This window comes from Streptomyces sp. CLV115, from assembly GCF_038448545.1.
GTDB classification, from domain to species: Bacteria; Actinomycetota; Actinomycetes; order Streptomycetales; family Streptomycetaceae; genus Streptomyces; species Streptomyces sanglieri.
This window is the reverse complement of record NZ_JBCEWQ010000164.1, coordinates 1-18,391: the sequence shown is the minus strand read 5'-3', so window position 1 is coordinate 18,391 and position 18,391 is coordinate 1. Positions and strand designations below refer to the sequence as shown.

Genomic DNA, 18,391 nt, shown 5'->3' with positions numbered 1-18,391 from the left:
CCCCGCAATTCCCCCGTACCGCAAGGAGATCCCCGTGGCAGTCGTCGCGGAACCAACCCGCCGGGGCCGTCGCAGCGGGCCGCAGGCGCGCCGCGAGGCCCGGATCGGCCTGCTCTTCGTCCTTCCGTGTTTCCTGCTCTTCCTGGCGTTCCGGTTCGGTCCGGGCATCGCCGGTGTACTGATGAGCTTCACCGACTACTCCCTCACGGGCGGTGGCAGCTTCATCGGGCTGGACAACTTCACCCGCCTCTGGGACGACCCGCTGTTCTGGCAGGCGCTGAAGGTCACGGTCCTCTACACCGTGCTCGCCGTGCCGGGCACGCTCATCGCCTCGGTGTCGCTGGCACTGATCACCCGCCGTGCGTTCCGCGGCGCGAAGTTCTTCCGTTCGGTGTTCTTCCTGCCGGTCGTCACCTCGCTGGTGCTGGCCGCCACCGTCTTCGTCTGGATCTTCTCGACCGGCGGGCCGTGGTCCACCGTGATGAGCTGGTTCGGGATGTCCGAGGGTTCCTGGCTCTCCGACGACGTGCTGGTGCTGCCCGCGCTCGCGATCGTCGGCGTCTGGTCCCGCTTCGGCTACGGGATGCTCATCCTGCTGGCCCGGATGCAGGACATCCCCCGGGAGCTGGAGGAAGCCGCGCTCACCGACGGCGCGGGCCCCTGGCAGCGGTTCCGGTACATCGTGCTGCCGCAGCTCAAGCCCGCCCTGTTCTTCCTCGCCGTGATCGAGACGACGGCGTCGTTCCAGGTCTTCGACGCGGTGTACACGATGACCGGCGGCGGCCCCGCCAACGCCAGCTACACGCTCGTCTTCCAGCTCTACGACGCGGGCTTCAAGTACTTCGACCTGGGTTACGCCTCCGCCATCGGCGTCGCGCTCTTCGCGCTGACCGTGGTGGTCGCGGTGATCCAGCGGCTCGTGATCGGGAAGGACCAGTGACCATGACCGCAGCACCCGCCCAGACCGAGACCCCGCCCGCGGAGAAGGTCCCCGCGGCCCCCGACCGGGCCGCGCGCCGCGCCGAACGCAGGCTGCGCAAGCTCTCGGAGCAGGACACCGTCCCGTACGGCATGCGGCCCACCCGGGCCGGCCGGATCGGCCGCGCCGTCCTGCTGACGGTGGCCGCGCTCGTCACGATCTTCCCGTTCTACGCGATGGTCGTGCTCTCCCTGAAGCCGTCCGCGGCGGTCGAGTTCCCCGGCAGCCTGCTGCCGTGGCCGCTGACCGGCGAGGCGTACGACACCGTCATGAACGCCCAGGACGTGCCGCGCTGGCTGTTCAACACACTGATCTACTCGGTCGTCTCGGTCGTCGGCGTGCTGCTGCTCGCCTCGCTCGCCGGGTACGCCTTCGCCAAGAAGCGCTTCCCCGGCCGGGAGACCATGTTCTGGTCGTTCCTGTCGATGGTGATGGTCCCGTACCACGTCACGATGATCCCGACCTTCGCGATGATCGCGAAGCTGGGCGGTGTGGACACCTACTGGGGTCTGATCGTGCCGACCCTGGCCAACGCCCAGGCGGTGTTCCTGATGCGGCAGTTCATCCAGGGGCTGCCGGACGAGCTCTTCGAGGCGGCCCGGCTGGACGGCTGCAACGAGTGGCAGATCTTCTACCGGATCGTGCTGCCGCTGCTGAAGCCGATCCTGGCCACCCTCGGCGTCTTCGTCTTCCTGTGGCACTGGAACGACTTCCTGTGGCCGCTGATCATCGGCCAGTCCACCGACATGCGCACCCTGACCGTCGGCATCGCCTCGCTCCAGCAGCAGAACGTGCCGCTCAATGTGGTGCTCTCCGGCTCCGTCATCGCGTTCGTGCCCATCTTCGCCGCGTACATGGTGGGCCAGCGCTACTTCACCGAGGGCGTCACCGCGTCCGGAATCAAGGGATAGTCACGAATGTTCACCGATGAGGCCGCGCTCGAAGAGCGGCTCGCCACCCCCTCCCCCGCGCTCGTTGCCGATCTCGGCCGCCTCGAAGGCGATCTGCTGGTGCTCGGCGCGGGCGGCAAGATGGGCCCCAGCCTGTGCCGGCTCGCCCGCCGGGCGCTGGACGCCGCGGGCCGCCAGGACGTGACCGTGTACGCGGTCTCCCGCTGGTCCGACAAGTCCGCCGCCGACGAGCTGGAGGCCGCCGGGGTCTCCACCGTGGCCTTCGACCTGATGGACCCGGCCGCCGACCTGGCCGGACTGCCGGACGCCGGGAACGTCGTGTTCATGGTCGGCGCCAAGTTCGGCTCCGCCGGGGCCCCTTCGCACGCCTGGGCGGTGAACGCCGCGATGCCGGACCGGGTGGCGCGCCGCTGGTCGGGGGCGCGGATCGCCGCGTTCTCCACCGGCAATGTGTACCCGCTGGTGCCGGTCTCCTCCGGCGGCTGCACGGAGAGCGACCCGGTCGGCCCGGTCGGCGAGTACGCCATGTCGTGCCTGGGCCGGGAGCGGATCTTCGGCCACGCCGCGCTGACCCGTGGCACCAGGGTCGCCAACATCCGGCTCAACTACGCGGTCGACCTGCGCTACGGCGTACTCGCCGACATCGCCTACCGCGTGCAGGCCGGCGAGCCCGTCGACGTGACGACCGGCCACGCCAATGTGGTGTGGCAGGGGTACGCCAACGAGGTCGCGCTGCGCTCGCTGCTGCACGCCACCGACGGCGAGGCGTTCACCCTCAACCTCACCGGCCCCGAGACCGCTTCGGTGCGCCGCCTGGCCCGTTGGTTCGGCGAGGAGTTCGGCAAGGAGCCGGTGTTCGCCGGCGAGGAGGCGCCCACCGCGCTGCTCTCCGACGCGAGCCGCTGCCACGCGCTGTTCGGCTATCCGGACGTCGCGCTGCGCACCCTCGTCGAGTGGCAGGCCGACTGGCTGCGCCGCGGGCTGCCGCTGTCCGGCAAGCCCACCAAGTTCCAGGTCCGTGACGGAAGGTTCTGATCCACTCCATGTCCACTCCCTCACTCGCGCCGACCCCCGCCCTGGACGCGCTCGCCCAGGGTGCCGTGATCCCCGCGCACCCGCTCGCCCTGCACGACGACGGCTCCTTCGACGAGCGCCGGCAGCGAGCGCTGACCCGCTACTACCTGGCCTCCGGCGCGGGCGGCGTCGCCGTCGCCGTGCACACCACCCAGTTCGAGATCCGCGAGCCGGAGGTCGGTCTGTTCCGGCCGGTGCTGGAGCTCGCCGCCGAAACGATCGACGCCGAGGCCGGCCGGCCGTTCATCAAGGTCGCCGGTGCCTGCGGGTACACGGCCCAGGCCGTGGCGGAGGCCGAGACCGCCGCCGAGCTCGGCTACGACGCGGTGCTGCTCAGCCCGGCCGTGCCCGGCGCGGACGAGAAGGGCCTGCTGGAGCGGGCGCGGGCGGTCGGCGAGGTGCTGCCGGTGATCGGCTTCTACCTCCAGGAGGCGGTCGGCGGACGCTACCTGTCGCCGCACTTCTGGTCCTCGTTCACCGATCTGCCGAACACGGCCGCGGTGAAGATCGCCCCGTTCGACCGCTACCGCACCGCCGATGTCGTACGCGCCGTGGCCGCCGCCGACCGGGCCGACGAGGTGGCGCTGTACACGGGCAACGACGACGACATCATCGGTGATCTGCTCACCCCGTACGAGACGGCGGGCGGCAGTCCCCGCTGGTTCGCGGGCGGGCTGCTCGGCCAGTGGGCCGTGTGGACCGGCTCCGCGGTGACGCTCCTGGACGACGTCCGCAGGGCCCGCGGCGGGGACCACGAGGCGATGGTGCGCTGCCTGGCCCGGCGCCCCGAACTGACCGACGCCAACAGCGCGGTCTTCGATGTGCGCGGCGCGTTCCGCGGCTGCATCGCCGGGGTCCACGAAGTGCTGCGCCGCCAGGGCCTGCTGGCGAACATCCGGTGCCTGGACCCGGCCGAGACGCTCTCCCCCGGACAGGCCGAGGAGATCAGCCGGGTGGCCGCGGCCTACCCTTGGCTGACCGATGACGCCTTCGTTGCGGAGCACCTCGATGCCTGGCTCTCCTGATCCTGCCGACCGCTCCCGGGTGGTCGTCGCCGTACCGCCGGGCCTGCGCGCCCAGTTCTTCACCGCCGAGGTGTGGCGGGAGCTGGAGCGGGCGGCCGAACTCACCGTCGTCGACGACCACTGGAACCGGGCGGCGGTCGCGGCCGCGCTGCCCGGTGCCCGGGCGCTGATCACCTCGTGGCGGGCGCCCAAGGTGGACGCCGGACTGCTCGCGTCGGCCGACCGGCTGGAGCTGGTGGCGCACACCGGTTCGGCGGTCGCGCCCTACGTCACCGAGGACGTGTTCCGGCGCGGCATCCTGGTCACCCAGGCCGGTGACGAGATGGCCCGCCCGGTCGCCGAGGTGGCCCTCGCCTTCACGCTCTCGCTGCTGCACCGCATCCAGCGCTTCGACCACGCGCTGCGCGGCGGGCTGGAGTGGGCGGCGGCGAGCGAGGCCCCGCCGCGCCACGAGATCCACGGCAGCGACATCGGCGTGATCGGCGCCTCCCGCACCGGGCGCGCCTACATCGCCCTGGTGCGGGCGATGGGCGCGCGGGTGAGCGTCACCGACCCGTATCTGTCCGCCGCGGACGCCGAGGCGCTCGGCGTGGAGTCCGTACCCCTCGAAACGCTGCTCTCGCGCAGCAGGATCGTGGCCGTGCACGCACCGGTCACCGAGGAGACCCACCGGATGGTCGGCGCCGAGCAGCTGGCGCTGATGCCGGACGGGGCGGGTCTGGTGAACACCGCCAGGTCCTGGCTGGTGGACGAGGACGCGCTCCTGGCCGAACTGGCCTCGGGCCGGCTGGACGCGGCGATCGACGTCTTCGACGCCGAACCACTGCCCGCGGACCACCCGTTCCGTTCGCTGCCCAACGTGCTGCTCACCCCGCACCAGGCGGCGGGCAGCGTCGAGTGCCGGCAGCGGCTGGGCGCCAGCGCCGTCGACGAGGTGCTGCGGCTGCTCGCCGGACACCCCCCGGTCCACGCCGTCACCGCCGACGCCCTCATCCGTCTGCGCTGAGGGCTCACCGAGCCCTCGACCCCCGTACCGATCAGGAGATCTCATTTCATGCGACTGATGCGCATCGGCGAGCCGGGCCACGAGCGCCCGGTCCTCGTCTGCCCCGAGGGCCGTCACTACGACCTGTCCGGCATCACCGGCGACATCGACGGCGCGTTCCTCGCCGCGCTCGCCGACAACCCGCACCTGGTGCCCGCCGAACCGGTGCTCCCGGAGACCGACATCACCGGTCAGCGGATCGGCGCCCCGGTGGCCCGGCCGTCCGCACTGCTCTGCATCGGGCAGAACTACGCGGCTCACGCGGCGGAGTCGGGGGCCGAGCCGCCCGAGCAGCCGATCCTTTTCTACAAGTCGCCGAACACCGTCGTCGGTCCGTACGACGACGTGCTGATCCCGCGTGGCTCGAAGAAGACGGACTGGGAGGTGGAGCTGGCCGTGGTCATCGGCCGCCGCGCCTCCTACCTGGACTCCCCCGCCGACGCCGCCGCGCACATCGCCGGTTACGCCGTCAGCAACGACGTGTCCGAACGGGCCTTCCAGCTGGAGGAGTCGGGCGGGCAGTGGTCCAAGGGCAAGAGCTGCGCGACGTTCAACCCGCTGGGCCCGGTGCTGGTGACGGCCGACGAGGTCGGCGACCCGCAGCAGCTGCGGCTGCGCAGCTTCGTCAACGGTGAGCCCCGCCAGGACTCCTCCACCGCGGACATGATCTTCAGCGTGGCGCATCTGGTGCACCATCTGTCGCAGTACCTGGTGCTGGAGCCCGGCGACGTCATCAACACCGGCACCCCGCAGGGCGTGGCACTGTCCGGCCGCTTCCCCTACCTGGGCCCGGACGATGTGATGGAGGTCGAGATCTCGGGCCTCGGCCGGCAGCGCAGCGCCTGCCGGCCCGCCTGACGGAGGCCGTGACGGGGCTCAGTCCTCCGGGAGTTCGACCGGGGCGATGTCGTCGAAGACATCGCCCGGGCCGGGGTTCGTCGCATCGGTCGCGCCGCCGAACCGGGTCATCACACCCCAGACGGCGTTGAGCGCGGTCTGTACGGCGCCCTCCGCCCAGCCGGCCGTCCAGGAGATGTCGTCTCCCGCGAGGAACAGCCCCCGCCGGTCGGCGGGCAGCCGGTCCTGCATGAAGTGGGTGAACAGCCGCCGCTGGTAGCGGTAGTGGCCGGGCAGGTTGGCCTTGAACGCGCCCATGAACCACGGCTCGTTCTCCCAGGAGACCGTGACCGGGTTGCCGATGATGTGCTTCCTGATGTCGACGTCGGGGTAGATCTCGCCGAGCGACTTGAGCATGACGTCCATGCGCTCGTTCGGGGAGAGCGGCAGCCACTTCAGGCTGTCGTCGCACCAGGTGTACGAGAGGCAGATGACGGCGGGCCGGTCGGGCCCGTCGTCCAGCAGGTACGTCCCCCGGGTCATCCGGTCGGTGAGCGTCATCGACATGGCCTCCCGTCCCGTGCTCTCGTCCTTGTCGAGCCAGAACGGCCGGTCGACGGGGACGAAGAGCTTGGACGACTCCATGTAGTGGGTGCGCTCCATCGCCGTCCAGTGGTCGATCGGGAAGAGCGCGTCGTCGCAGTCGATCTTGGAGAGCAGCAGCCAGGACTGCCCGGTGAAGATCGCGGCCGGGTAGGTGCGGATGTCGCCGGTGGCGTCGGTGACGGTGATCCGGTTGCCGGCGGTGCGGTTCAGCCTGGTCACGGCGGGGCGCGGCTCGCCGTCGTGCAGCGAGGACAGCGACGTGCCGAGCGGCCAGTGGACGATCTTCTGCGGCTCGCGGTCCCAGAGCCGCAGCGGGAGCTGCTGGCTGCCGCCGACGATGCCCCGGTGATGGTCGTCCGCCTCGGTGTAGACGACGCGGAGGATCTCCAGGATGGAGTTGGGGAAGTCGGTGTCCCAGCCTCCGGTGCCGAAGCCGACCTGGCCGAAGATCTCCCGGTGCCGGAACGACTTGAAGGCTTCGGAGTCGCAGAGGAATCCATAGAAGGTCTGGTTGTCGAGCTTCTGGACGAGCTTCGACCAGATCTCCCGGATGCGCGGCACATCGCGCTCGCGCATCGCGCGGTTCATGTCGGAGAAGTCCGCGCCCTCCTCCAGACACCGGTTCCAGGCGTCCATCACATCGCGGTAGACCTGCGGCAGGTCGTCGATGGTCCGCGCGTAGTGGGACTCGCCCTTGAGGTCGACGACCGTCGAGGGGGTGGCCGGGGAGAGCGGGTTGGGGAACGGCTTCGTCTCCAGGCCGACCAGGTCGATGTAGTGCTGGAGCGCGGTGGAGGACGGCGGGAAGCGCATCGCCCCCATCTCGGCGGTGAGCTGCGGGTCGCAGCCCTCGAATCCGACGGTGCGCAGCCGGCCACCGATCCGGTCCGCCTCGTAGACGACGGGCTTGAGCCCCATCTTCATCAGCTCGTACGCGGCGACGATGCCGGAGAGCCCGCCGCCGATGACGGCGACCTCGGTGCCGTGCTCGGTCGCCGGTATCTGCCCGATGCCGGCGGGGTGCGCCAGGAAGTCGTCGTACGCGTAGGGGAAGTCCGGCCCGAACATGGTGATCGGCTCGGTGGCGTCGGTGTGCTGGACGGCGTTGGGCACCGTGGACGTCATGGGGTACGGACTCCTTGCGCGAAAGACAGTGGAACGGTGGGGCGGGTTCAGACGAGGGAGCCGTACAGGCCGGGGCGGCGGTCGTGCAGATACGGGTTGACGGTCCGCGAGGCGCTCAGCAGCGCCGGGTCCACCTCGCCGACGACCAGTTCCTTGCCGCGTCCGGCGCGGCTGCGCACGGCACCGTCGGGACCGGCCAGGCAGCTCAGCCCGACGAACTCGAACTCGCCCTCCGGACCGGTCCTGTTGACGTACGCGACGTACATCTGGTTCTCGAAGGCACGGACCGGCACGAGGGACTCGGCGACGAACTGGAAGGGGTGCATCTGCGCGGTGGGCACCAGCAGCAGATCGGTGCCCGCGAGGGCGTGGGCGCGGACGTTCTCCGGGAACTCGACGTCGTAGCAGATCATGATCCCGATGCGTACGCCGTCCAGTTCGGCCTGGACCACGGTCTGCTCGCCCGGGGTGAACCACTCGTGCTCGAAGGCGCCGAAGAGGTGGGTCTTGCGGTAGTTGGCGAGCGGTGTCCCGTCCGGGCCGATGAGCTGTGCCGCGTTGAAGATCCGCTCGCCGGCGCGCTCGGGGTAGCCGTAGAGGACGGCGAGTCCGTGCCGGGCGGCGATCTCGCCGACGGCCAGGGCGGACGGCCCGTCGGCCGGCTCGGCCAGCCGGGGCACCTCGGCCCCGATCGCGTAGCCGGTCAGGAACAGCTCGGGGCAGACCAGGAGCCGCGCCCCGGCGTCGGCCGCACGCCGCGCCGCGCCGTCGAGCACCTCGATGTTCCCGGCCACGTGCCCGGGACGTCCGGAGTTCTGGAGCAGGGCGGTGCGCAACGGCGGCATGGCTGACCTCGGACGGTGCGGGCTGGCGGGGACGTATCGAAGGTACGGTCCGCCGCTCGTGGGGGACAAGGCGCGAGTGTTGCGCGTGCACCGTCGATTCGTTGCGCACTCGGGGGCAGAGTGGCGATTCATTGCGCGGCGGGAAACACACAGGTCAAGGATGTGACGGAGGCAACGGGCCCGGGCGGCCCGAGGGCTGCCGCCAAGGGCTGTCCCGCAATTCCTGGTGGAACAGCGTGCGGCGTCAGATGCGGTGCATCGCAAGGCGGAGGGACGTCCACGTACTGGATGTATGTGGACGTTCCGCCACCGCGGCGAGGTGCCGTAGCTGTCGTCGCACGCCCGCCAGGAATTGCGGGACAGCCCTTAGCCTGGCGTACTGCTGTACGTGAGGGAGGGGCGCGGTGAGGGACGACGAGCGCGGGCGCCGGGTGGACGAGGTGGCGGGCCTGGCGAGGCGCTGGCTCGGGCCGGGCGTACTGCCGGAGGGGCCGCGGCCGGATGAATGGTGGGCCGCGCTGGCGGCGCGCACCGCACAGGCGGCGCTGGCGTCCCACGAGGGGGCGGCCGACGTCGCCGGAGCGTTGGCGGCCGCCGTGGAGCTCGGCCTCGACACGGGCACGGACTCCTTACCGGTTCCTCGGCGCCCGGCCGCCGTGCGTTCCGCGGAGCCGGTCCACGTCCGCAGGACGGCGCAGGACGCCGGGCATTCGGGGTACGCCTGGTCACCGCCGCCCGGCGATCGTGATCCGGCGTCCCGCTGGCCGAGGCCGCCGGTCGCTCCCGCCCGCTACCTGGAGGACCGGCAGCATCCTGCGGAGGAGGCGTCCGCGGCCGAGCTGGGGCGTCGTCTCCTGACGGATCACCTGCGCACCGGTGCGCCGGAGCAGCTCGACGAAGCGGAGGCCGTTCTGCGGAGCGTGGTCCGGGAGGTGCCCTCGGACGGGGTGCACCAGGAATCCGCTTACGGCGACCTCGCGTGGGCCCTGCTGCTCCGGTTCGTCCGCTCCGAGCAGCGGGAGGACCTCGACGGGGCGATCGAATACGCGATGGTCGCCCGGGTGTTCGACCAGCCCGCCGAGCCCGGGTCCGCGCACCCGCCTCCGTGGGAGGCCGTGCTCGCAATGGCGCTTCTGGCCCGCCACGAGCTGACGGGCCGCGGGGTGGACCTCGACAACGCCGTCGCCGCGCTGGAGCGCTCCGCGGCCCGGCTGCGCGACGACGATCCCGACCTCGACACCGTCCTGTCGACGCTGGCGGACGCGCTGCTCTGCCGTCACGGCCAGCGCGGGAACCCGGCGGACCTGCGGCGGGCCGGGGAGCTGCAGTACAACGTCGAGCACTATCCCTCGCTCGCCGGCGCCCGGTTCGCGGCCTATCTGAACAGCGGCGACCCGGAAGCACTGGACGATGCCGTGGACGCGGGCACGGCGTCGGTGGAGCAGGCCCGGAGCCCGGCGCAGCGCGCCTGGAGCCTGAACAACCTGGCCGGGTACCTGCTCGCACGCCACGAGGCGTCGCGGGATCCGGCGGATGCCGCCGCGGCGGTGGTCCGGCTGGACAGCGCCCGAGAACTGCTGCGGCGCGGAACCACCGCCTATGCGGCGGTGTCACTGAACCTCGCCCGCGCCCTCATGGCGGACCCGACGCCCCAGCGCGCCCGGGCCGCCCGGCTGGCCGGCGAGGCGCTGGACACGGAGCACACCACGCTCGCCCTCCAGGCGCAGGCACTCGAACTGCTCTGCGCGGTCGCCGAGTTCGACGGCGGCCGGTCCCCGGTGGTGGAGGTCCGGGCGGAGGCCCTCGACCTGCGGCTCGGCGTCCTCGTGGAAGGGCTGAACGCGGAGTCGGCCGGCCCCCGTGTCTCCACCCTGCGCTGGGCCCGGGCCCGGCTTCGCCGGGGAATGGGGCGGCACGAGGAGAGCCACGAGCTGGCCCGGGAGGTTCTCGGCGACCGGGTGTGGGACGTGCTGGCCCAGCCCGATCCCGCGGAGGCCTACCGCTGGGCCCGGCGGACCCTCGGCGAAGCGGCGGAGATGGCGGCCTGGCTGTCGGCCGACGAACAGCCGGGAGAGGCCTTCGCCGCGATCGAGTCCGCACGCGATCTCGCTCTGCACGCCGCGACCGACGCGGACCCGGTCGCGGACCGTCTCGCCTCCATCGGCAGCGATGACCTGCGAAGGCGGTGGCTGCTCGCGAGGGAGAGCACGGCCCTTTCCGCCGGGCCCTCGGCTCCTCACCGGGAACTCGACGGCCCGCCGGCCGGACAGGATCGTCAACGGCTCCTGGCGGAGGTACGGCAGGCTCTGTCACCGCGGAGCCGGATCGGGCCGGCCCCGGCGGCGGGCCTCCTGGAAAGGCCCTCGCTCCGGGCGCTCGCCGAGCAGGTCCGCGCCGTCGACGCCGACGCCGTCGTGCACCTGGTCCTGGGGCGCGGCGCCACGCCGGGGAGGGCGCTGGTCCTGCACGCGGCGGGAGATGCGACGGCGACGGCCCTGCCGGACCTCTGCGAGAACTCCGTGGAGCTGCGCCGGCTCGTGCTGGCGCACGACAGGCGCCTGCGGTTCCCCGAGGACAAGAGGGCGGACAACGAGTGGGGCAAGGCGCTGCGAGGGGTGTACGAGTGGTCCTGGCAGGCGGTGGTGGGGCCGCTCCTGAGTCATCTGTCGGCCCGCCCGGAGCTCGCGGAGCGGACGGTTCCGCAGGTGGTGCTGGTGCCCACGGGCACGCTGGGTCTGGTGCCCTGGCACGCCGCACGGCGCAGGGGCGATGGACCCGGACGTCATTACGCGATCGAGGACGCCGGTTTCAGCTACGCACCGTCAGCGGGTTCTCTGGGCGGCTTCGCCGACCGGGCCCAGACCCCTCTGAACGGCGCGGGGCTGGTGGTGGCCGACCCGTCCGACGACCTGCCGCACGCCCGGCAGGAAGGCGGCGACCTCCACCGCTGGTACTACGCCAAGGGGCCCCGGCTCGGCCGTTCCGGCGATCCGGTCGCTCCCCCGGCCACACCGCGGGCGGTTCTCGGCTCGCTCCTCGCGGACACGGTTTCCGGCGCACCCCCCGTGGCCCACTTCGCCTGCCACGCCCGCAGTTGTGCCCCCGCAGCCGATTCCCATCTGGTCCTCGCCGGTGGGCAGCGGCTCACGGTGGGCGCCCTGCTGCGGAGCGTCCGTCCCACCGGTCGCCGCGACGGCCCTCTGGTCGTGCTCTCCGGGTGTGCCACGGCCGTACCTGGTGATCGTTACGACGAGTCGCTCAGCCTCGCCACCGCCTTCGCGTCGGCGGGGGCCGCCGCGGTCGTCGGCACTCTGTGGGCGGTGCGCGACGAGGACGCGGCGCAGCTGATGACGGACTTCCACCACTTCCTCAACCTCGACGGGCTGCCCGCCGCCGAAGCCCTGCGCCAGGCCCAGTTGCGCGCGCTCGCACGGGCGCGCCGCCGGACGGCGGGCGGGAGCGCGGCAGCGCGGACCAGGGCCGAGGACCCATTGCACTGGGGGGCCTTCCTCCACTACGGCAGGGGGGTTCCCGGCGCCCTCGCTCCGCACCTCGGTCCGGAGGCGGAGGCCGGGTGCGCCGCAGGGCGGGACGGCGGGCGGGCGGCGCAGACCCGCTCGCCGATCTTCGCCAGGATGCCCGGGGGCGAACGCTCCGAAGTCGTCTGGCTGTGTCCTGAGGCCGACTGTCCGTACCGGGCCAAGGGCGACGCGAAGGCGCCGTTCGACGAGGACACCTGCCCCCGGCATCCCCGCCAGGCCCTGAGGCGGGAGTAGCACGTGGGCGAACTCGTGAAGGGCATGGTGGAGCCGCTCGCCAAACGGTGGACAGCGGCCATGAGCGGCCCGCTGGTGCTGTTCTGGCTGGCCGGAGCCCTGCTCGTCGCGCTGCGTCCGGGCGGTCTGCCGGACGTCTGTCCCGCGGGGACGCGGGGAATCGCCGGGCCGGCCTGCCGACTGGTGGGGCAGGGACCGTGGGGGGTCGCTCTGGCCGCCGCCGCGGCGACCGCGGCGATGGTTCTCTGCGCGATGGGACTGTCGGCCGTGGCGTCCCCCCTGCTGGAGGTGCTGGCGGGGAAGTGGGGGACGTCGGCCCCGGTGGTGGCCTTCGCCCGGCTGCGTACCGCCCGCCACGCGGTCCGCCGTGAGCGGCTCGGAGGGCGGGCCGACGACCTGTCCGGTCCCGGCGATCTGGCCGGTGACCGGCTGGCCGTGTGGCGGACGCAGAACGCCTGGCGGCGTACCGGGGCCCGACGGATGTGGTCGCACTATCCGCGGCGGCGCGACGAATTGCGTCCCACCGCGGTGGGCAACGCACTGCACGGGGTGGCCGCCGGAATCGAGCGGAACTACGGGCTGTCCCTGCCCGTCTGCTGGGGGCCGTTCGTCGAGTGTCTGGAGTCCACCGCCCGCGAGCGCCTGGTCGCCTCGGCGACCCGCGTGCTGGGCCGCACGCAGGCGCTGATCTGCGCTGCCGTCGCACCGCTGTGGGCCCTGGCCCTGACCGGTGCGGTGGCCCGGCTGTGCTGGCTGGTGGCCTGCGCGCTGGGCGTCTGGGGTGCGTACCGGGCCCTGCGTTCCGGCGTCGAGCAGTACTGCGAGCATGTGCGGGACGTCTTCGCCGTGCACCGGGTCCGGCTGTACCGCGCGGCAGGCTTCGCACCTCCGGCCTCGACCGAGGCGGAGGTGGCGTGCGGGCGCCTGCTGAGCAGGGCGCTCGCGATGGAGCTGACCGACGACATCGCGCACGCCTGGCCGGATACTCCGTAGCGGCCCCGGGTCAGCGGGGGGCGCCGGCTTCGGACCGCTCGGGGTCCGATCCGTCGGGCGGTCCCGCCGCATACCGCCGCAGCAGCGGCGACAGCACCAGTACGGACTTCGTCCGCTCCACGTACGGTTCGCCCGCGATCCGTTCCAGCACCTGCTCGAAGTGGCGCATGTCGGCGGCGAAGACCTGCACGATCGCGTCGGCCTCACCGGTCACCGTGGAGGCCGACGCGATCTCCGGATAGCGTGCGAGGCCCCGCTTGATCGCCTCCGGCGAGGTGTTGCGGCTGCAGTAGATCTCGATGAACCCCTCGGTCTCCCAGCCCAGCGCCGCCGGGTCGACCCGGACCGTGAAGCCGGTGATGGCTCCCTCGGCGCGCAGCCGGTCCACCCGGCGTTTCACGGCGGGCGCGGACAGGCCGATCATCGCGCCGATGTCCGCGTAGGAGCGCCGGGCGTCTTCGGCGAGGGCGTGGACGATGCGTTCGTCGAGGTCGTTCAGGCGCACTTCGGGCGGTTCACTTCTCTGCGATGGCCGGTGTCGGGGGCGGCGCGGGCCGCCCCCGAAGTAGACCATGGCGCGCCCGCCCGGGCGCGCTCACGGCGGGGTGCGACCGGTCAGAACGGGAACCGGGAACGGCCGTGCTGCACCGAGATCCACTTCTGGGTGGTGAAGGCCTCGATCATGGAGTCGCCGTTCAGCCGGCCGAGGCCGGAGCTCTTCTCGCCGCCGAAGGGGACGATCGGCTCGTCGTGGACCGTGCCGTCGTTGATGTGGATCATGCCGGTGTGGATGCGCTGCCCGACCCGTACGCCGCGTTCGATGTCACCGGTGTGCACCGCGCCGCTCAGGCCGTACGGGGTGTCGTTGGCGATCCGGACCGCCTCGTCCTCGCCGTCGAACGGGATGAGCAGGGCGACCGGGCCGAAGATCTCCTGGGAGAGCACGGGGGAATCGGCGGCCAGCCCGGTCAGCACGGACGGGCTCACCAGATTGCCGTCGGTGCCGCCGTGCAGCAGGGCCGTCGCACCGGCCGCCACGGCCTGGTCGACGAGCGCGGAAATGGCCTCGGCCTGCGAGGAGTTGATCAGCGGGCCGATCACGGTGTCCGGCTCGGCCGGGTCGCCGACCTTGAGCGAGGCGACCTTGGCGACGAACTTCTCGGTGAACTCCCGCTCCACCGACCGGTCGACCAGGATCCGGTTGGCGGCCATGCAGACCTGGCCCTGGTGCACGTACCGGCTGAAGACGGCCGCGTCCACGGCGTAGTCGAGATCGGCGTCGTCGAGGACGATCAGCGCGCTGTTGCCGCCGAGTTCGAGCACGACGCGCTTGAGGTTCGCCGCGCAGACCGTGGCGACGTGCCGTCCCACCTTGTCCGAGCCGGTGAAGGAGATGACCTGCGGCACGGGGTGCTCCAGCAGGGCGTCGCCGATCTCGGCGATGTCGGTGACCACGACGTTGAGCAGTCCGGCCGGCAGCCCGGCCTCCTCGAACACCTTCGCCACCAGCGTGCCGCCGCAGACCGGGGTGTTCTGGTGCGGCTTGAGCACCACCGCGTTGCCGAGCGCCAGCGCGGGGGCGACCGACTTCAGGGACAGCAGGAACGGGAAGTTGAAGGGGCTGATGACACCGACGACGCCGACGGGCACCCGGTAGACCCGGTTCTCCTTGCCCTCGGTCGGCGAGGGCAGGATCTGCCCGGAGGGCCGCAGCGCGAGCTGGACCGACTCCCGCAGGAACTCCTTGGCGAGGTGCAGTTCGAAGGCCGCCTTCAGCCGGGTGCCGCCCAGCTCCGCGACGATCGCGTCACCGATCTCGGACTCGCGCTCCTCGACGATCCGCAGCGCCCGCTCCAGCACCGCGCGCCGGGCGTAGGGGTTGGTCTCGCCCCAGGCCTGCTGGGCGTCCTGCGCGGACCGGTACGCCCGGTCGACCTCGTCGGCCGTGGCGACCGTGATCGAGGCGAGCTTCTCACCGTTGTACGGGTTGAAGTCGATGATGTCCCAGGAGCCCTTGCCCGGCCTCCACTCTCCGTCGATGTACTGATGTGCCAGGTCGGTGAAGAAGGACATGAGTTCCCTTACCACGGAGGAACGGGCAGCTGATTGCGCTTCATGTTACTTATCTTTCAATGGGGTTGAAGCGGGTAATGGCGCCGCCGGACGGCTGGAACCGGACATCCGCGCGGCCCCTCGCCGGCCCCGGAAACGCCGGTGCCCCTCCGGGCCGCAGCGGCCGGGAGGGGCACCGGATACATCCGGGGAGGGATCAGCTCCAGCTGGCGTGCAGCGGCTTGCCCTCGGCGTAGCCCGCGGCGCTCTGCACCCCGACGACCGCCTTCTCGGCGAACTCCGCCAGCGAGGCCGCGCCGGCGTAGGTGCAGGAGGAGCGGACGCCCGCGATGATCGAGTCGATCAGGTCCTCGACGCCGGGCCTGGCCGGGTCGAGGAACATCCGCGAGGTGGAGATGCCCTCCTCGAAGAGGGCCTTGCGGGCCCGGTCGTAGGAGGACTCGTCCGACGTGCGGTTCTTCACGGCGCGCGCGGACGCCATGCCGAAGGACTCCTTGTAGAAGCGGCCGTCGGCGGACTGCTGGAGGTCGCCGGGCGACTCGTACGTACCGGCGAACCAGGAACCGATCATCACGTTGGACGCGCCCGCGGCGAGCGCCATGGCGACATCGCGCGGGTGCCGGACACCGCCGTCCGCCCAGACGTGCTTGCCGTACTTCTTCGCCTCGGCGGCACACTCCAGAACGGCGGAGAACTGCGGCCGGCCCACGCCGGTCATCATCCGGGTGGTGCACATGGCGCCGGGGCCGACACCGACCTTGATGATGTCCGCGCCGGCCTCGACGAGGTCGCGCACGCCCTCGGCGGCGACGATGTTGCCGGCGACGATCGGGACCTGCGGGTCGAGCGCGCGCACGGCCCGGACCGCGTTGATCATGGACTCCTGGTGGCCGTGGGCGGTGTCCACGACGAGCGTGTCGACGCCGGCGTCGAGGAGCTGCTTGGCCTTGCCCGCGACGTCGCCGTTGATGCCGACGGCGGCGGCGATCCGCAGCCTGCCCTGCGCGTCGGTGGCGGGGGCGTAGAGCGTGGCGCGCAGTGCGGCCTTGCGGGTGAGGATGCCGACGAGACGGCCGTCCGCGTCGACCGCGGGGGCGAGCTTGCGGTTGGCGCCGTCCAGCTTGTTGAACGCGTCGCGCGGGTCGATGTCCGCGTCCAGCAGCACCAGGTCCCTGGTCATGACCTCGGAGAGCTGGGTGAAGCGGTCGACGCCGGTCAGGTCGTGCTCGGTGACGACGCCGACGGGGCGCTGCTCCTCGTCGACGACGACGCCCGCGCCGTGCGCGCGCTTCGGCAGCAGCGACAGGGCGTCGGCGACCGTCTGGCCCGGGGCCAGCACGATCGGTGTGTCGAGCACCAGGTGTCGCGTTTTCACCCAGGAGATGACGTCGGTGACGACCTCGATCGGGATGTCCTGCGGGATGACGACGATGCCGCCGCGGCGGGCGATCGTTTCGGCCATCCGGCGGCCCGCGATGGCCGTCATGTTCGCCACGACGAGAGGGATGGTGGTGCCGGTGCCGTCGGGCGAGGAGAGGTCGACACCCTGGCGGGAACCGACTGCCGAACGGCCCGGGACCATGAAGACGTCGTCGTACGTGAGGTCGTACGGGACCGAGGGGGACTCTGTGTAACGACCAGTACCGGGCTCAAGAAAACGCATAACGCTCATTTTTTCATACGAAACGGAGCGGGTCGCTTCCAGGAAGACACAACAAAAGGCACCCGCGTTCGTACGTTCCTCCGAAGGAACCGGACGGGCGTCCCGGGCGAGTGGAAGCCCGCCTTGCCGGCGGACCTTACCCGAAGGACGGGGAATCATTCGCGATCATCTGCCCTGGACCTGGTGACAAGGGGTCGGGTAGCTTCAAAACCCGCAGGTCCCGTGGGTCTTGTCTACGCCCCGGAGGAACAGCCGGAAGGTCACAACTTCCGTCACACGTACGACCGGAGAGGATCACGACCCACCCGTGGAGAGCGAACTGCCGGACATCTACTGCCCGTTCCCCCAGCGAACCAACCCGAACGTCGGACACACCCGGGTCCACCTCGACGAATGGACGCGCAACACCGGTCTGGTACACCGTGATTCGGCCAGGGACCGTTTCGTGCAGGCGGACTTCGGATCGTTCGTCGGCATGGTGTATCCGACTGCGGACAGCAAGAATCTCGACCTCGTCGCCGACTGGTTCGTATGGCTGTTTCTCGTCGACGATCAGCTCGACGACGGGCATCTGGGCCGCAGCCCCGAGCGGGTGCGCGACGTGGTCGGGCTGATGCGGACCGTGATCGAGGCCGACACCCCCGGCACCCTGCCGGACGGGCAGCTCCCCGCCGCCGTGGTCGCCCTGGCCGATCTGTGGGAGCGGACGACGCCGACCGCTGCCCCGCACTGGCGCACCCGGTTCGGCTGGCACCTCACCACGTACCTCACGACGACCACCACGTGGGAGGCGGGGAACCGGGCCGCCGGCGTGGTCCCGTCGGAGGAGACGTACATCGCCAAGCGCCGTCACACGGGTGCGATACATGTCTGCATGGACCTGATAGAGATCGTGGCCGGGATCGAGGCGCCCGAGTCGATCCACAACGACTCCCGGTTCATCACCGCGCTGGAAGCCTCGTGCAACGTCGTGTGCTGGGCCAATGACGTGTATTCGTACGAGAAGGAGCAGGTGCTCGGCGAGATCCACAACCTCGTCCATCTGGTCCGGCACCATCGCGGCTACGGCGAGCGGGAGGCGCTCGAACACGTCTGTGCCAGGACCACGGCGGAGACGGAGCGCTTCATGGCCGCCGAGTCCGAGCTGCTGACCGCGTACCCGCAGCTGTCCTGGATGCTCGGCCCGTACCTGGACGGCATGCGGAGCTGGATGCGCGGCAATCTCGACTGGTCACGGCAGACGCCGCGCTACAACCCGGCCGATGTGAGTCAGTACGAGGAGCCGGAGGAGTATCTGGAGGCCACGGTCCTGGGCGTGGTCCGGGACTGAGGCCCCCGCCGTACACGGAACCGCGCTCGGCCGTCCCGGCGTCGTACACCCCGGTGAGCTGCACGACCGTGCACGGCGGCAGCCGGTCGAGCGCCGCCGCCATGTGAAT

14 protein-coding genes are annotated in these 18,391 nt (G+C 71.5%); 9 read left to right on the top strand and 5 right to left on the bottom strand.

From position 1 onward, the window contains the following. Window positions 1–7: 7 nt before the first annotated feature. From AADR41_RS35095 to AADR41_RS35070, 6 genes are read left to right on the top strand one after another with little or no spacing between them, the layout of a single operon-like run. On the top strand, window positions 8–940 hold the full coding sequence (locus tag AADR41_RS35095; protein ID WP_342285969.1) for a carbohydrate ABC transporter permease: 933 nt from the start codon (window positions 8–10) through the stop codon (window positions 938–940). Window positions 941–942: 2 nt separating this feature from the next. Then, on the top strand, window positions 943–1,890 hold the full coding sequence (locus AADR41_RS35090; protein ID WP_342285967.1) for a carbohydrate ABC transporter permease: 948 nt from the start codon (window positions 943–945) through the stop codon (window positions 1,888–1,890). A 6-nt stretch (window positions 1,891–1,896) separates the two neighbouring features. Continuing rightward, window positions 1,897–2,925 (top strand): NAD-dependent epimerase/dehydratase family protein, encoded by a 1,029-nt coding sequence (locus tag AADR41_RS35085; protein ID WP_342285966.1) that lies wholly within the window; start codon window positions 1,897–1,899, stop codon window positions 2,923–2,925. A gap of 8 nt (window positions 2,926–2,933) precedes the next feature. Beyond that, window positions 2,934–3,989, top strand: a complete 1,056-nt coding sequence (locus AADR41_RS35080; RefSeq protein WP_342285965.1) for a dihydrodipicolinate synthase family protein — start codon at window positions 2,934–2,936, stop codon at window positions 3,987–3,989. Then, the gene (locus AADR41_RS35075) at window positions 3,973–4,995 is read left to right on the top strand and encodes a hydroxyacid dehydrogenase (protein ID WP_342285964.1); all 1,023 of its coding nucleotides are present in this window, start codon (window positions 3,973–3,975) and stop codon (window positions 4,993–4,995) included. Before AADR41_RS35080 ends, AADR41_RS35075 begins: the two co-directional genes overlap by 17 nt. A gap of 48 nt (window positions 4,996–5,043) precedes the next feature. Next, window positions 5,044–5,892: a fumarylacetoacetate hydrolase family protein gene (locus AADR41_RS35070; protein ID WP_342285963.1), complete on the top strand. Its 849-nt coding sequence runs from the start codon at window positions 5,044–5,046 to the stop codon at window positions 5,890–5,892. A gap of 18 nt (window positions 5,893–5,910) precedes the next feature. Here the strand turns inward: AADR41_RS35070 and AADR41_RS35065 are convergent, their stop codons facing one another. Then, on the bottom strand, window positions 5,911–7,602 hold the full coding sequence (locus tag AADR41_RS35065; protein WP_342285962.1) for a flavin monoamine oxidase family protein: 1,692 nt from the start codon (window positions 7,600–7,602) through the stop codon (window positions 5,911–5,913). A gap of 47 nt (window positions 7,603–7,649) precedes the next feature. Beyond that, a complete protein-coding gene (locus AADR41_RS35060) occupies window positions 7,650–8,447 on the bottom strand; it encodes a carbon-nitrogen hydrolase family protein (RefSeq protein WP_342285960.1) in 798 nt (265 codons plus the stop codon). Window positions 8,448–8,851: 404 nt separating this feature from the next. Here AADR41_RS35060 and AADR41_RS35055 point away from each other — a divergent pair, with 404 nt between their 5' ends. Beyond that, window positions 8,852–12,223, top strand: a complete 3,372-nt coding sequence (locus AADR41_RS35055) for a CHAT domain-containing protein (protein WP_342285958.1) — start codon at window positions 8,852–8,854, stop codon at window positions 12,221–12,223. Between the two features lie 3 nt (window positions 12,224–12,226). Beyond that, window positions 12,227–13,216 (top strand): hypothetical protein, encoded by a 990-nt coding sequence (locus AADR41_RS35050; RefSeq protein ID WP_342285956.1) that lies wholly within the window; start codon window positions 12,227–12,229, stop codon window positions 13,214–13,216. 10 nt (window positions 13,217–13,226) lie between these two features. Here the strand turns inward: AADR41_RS35050 and AADR41_RS35045 are convergent, their stop codons facing one another. From AADR41_RS35045 to AADR41_RS35035, 3 genes are all read right to left on the bottom strand, one after another. Beyond that, complete coding sequence (locus tag AADR41_RS35045; RefSeq protein WP_342285955.1) at window positions 13,227–13,721, bottom strand: Lrp/AsnC family transcriptional regulator; 495 nt, start codon at window positions 13,719–13,721, stop codon at window positions 13,227–13,229. 110 nt (window positions 13,722–13,831) lie between these two features. Further along, entirely contained in the window at window positions 13,832–15,289 is a 1,458-nt protein-coding gene (locus AADR41_RS35040; RefSeq protein ID WP_342285953.1) for an aldehyde dehydrogenase family protein, read from the bottom strand. Window positions 15,290–15,485: 196 nt separating this feature from the next. Continuing rightward, window positions 15,486–16,952, bottom strand: a complete 1,467-nt coding sequence (locus tag AADR41_RS35035; RefSeq protein ID WP_342285951.1) for a GuaB1 family IMP dehydrogenase-related protein — start codon at window positions 16,950–16,952, stop codon at window positions 15,486–15,488. 307 nt (window positions 16,953–17,259) lie between these two features. On the opposite strand from AADR41_RS35035, the gene AADR41_RS35030 reads away from it, so the two are divergent. Beyond that, a complete protein-coding gene (locus AADR41_RS35030) occupies window positions 17,260–18,282 on the top strand; it encodes a terpene synthase family protein (protein WP_342285949.1) in 1,023 nt (340 codons plus the stop codon). Window positions 18,283–18,391 lie beyond the last annotated feature (109 nt).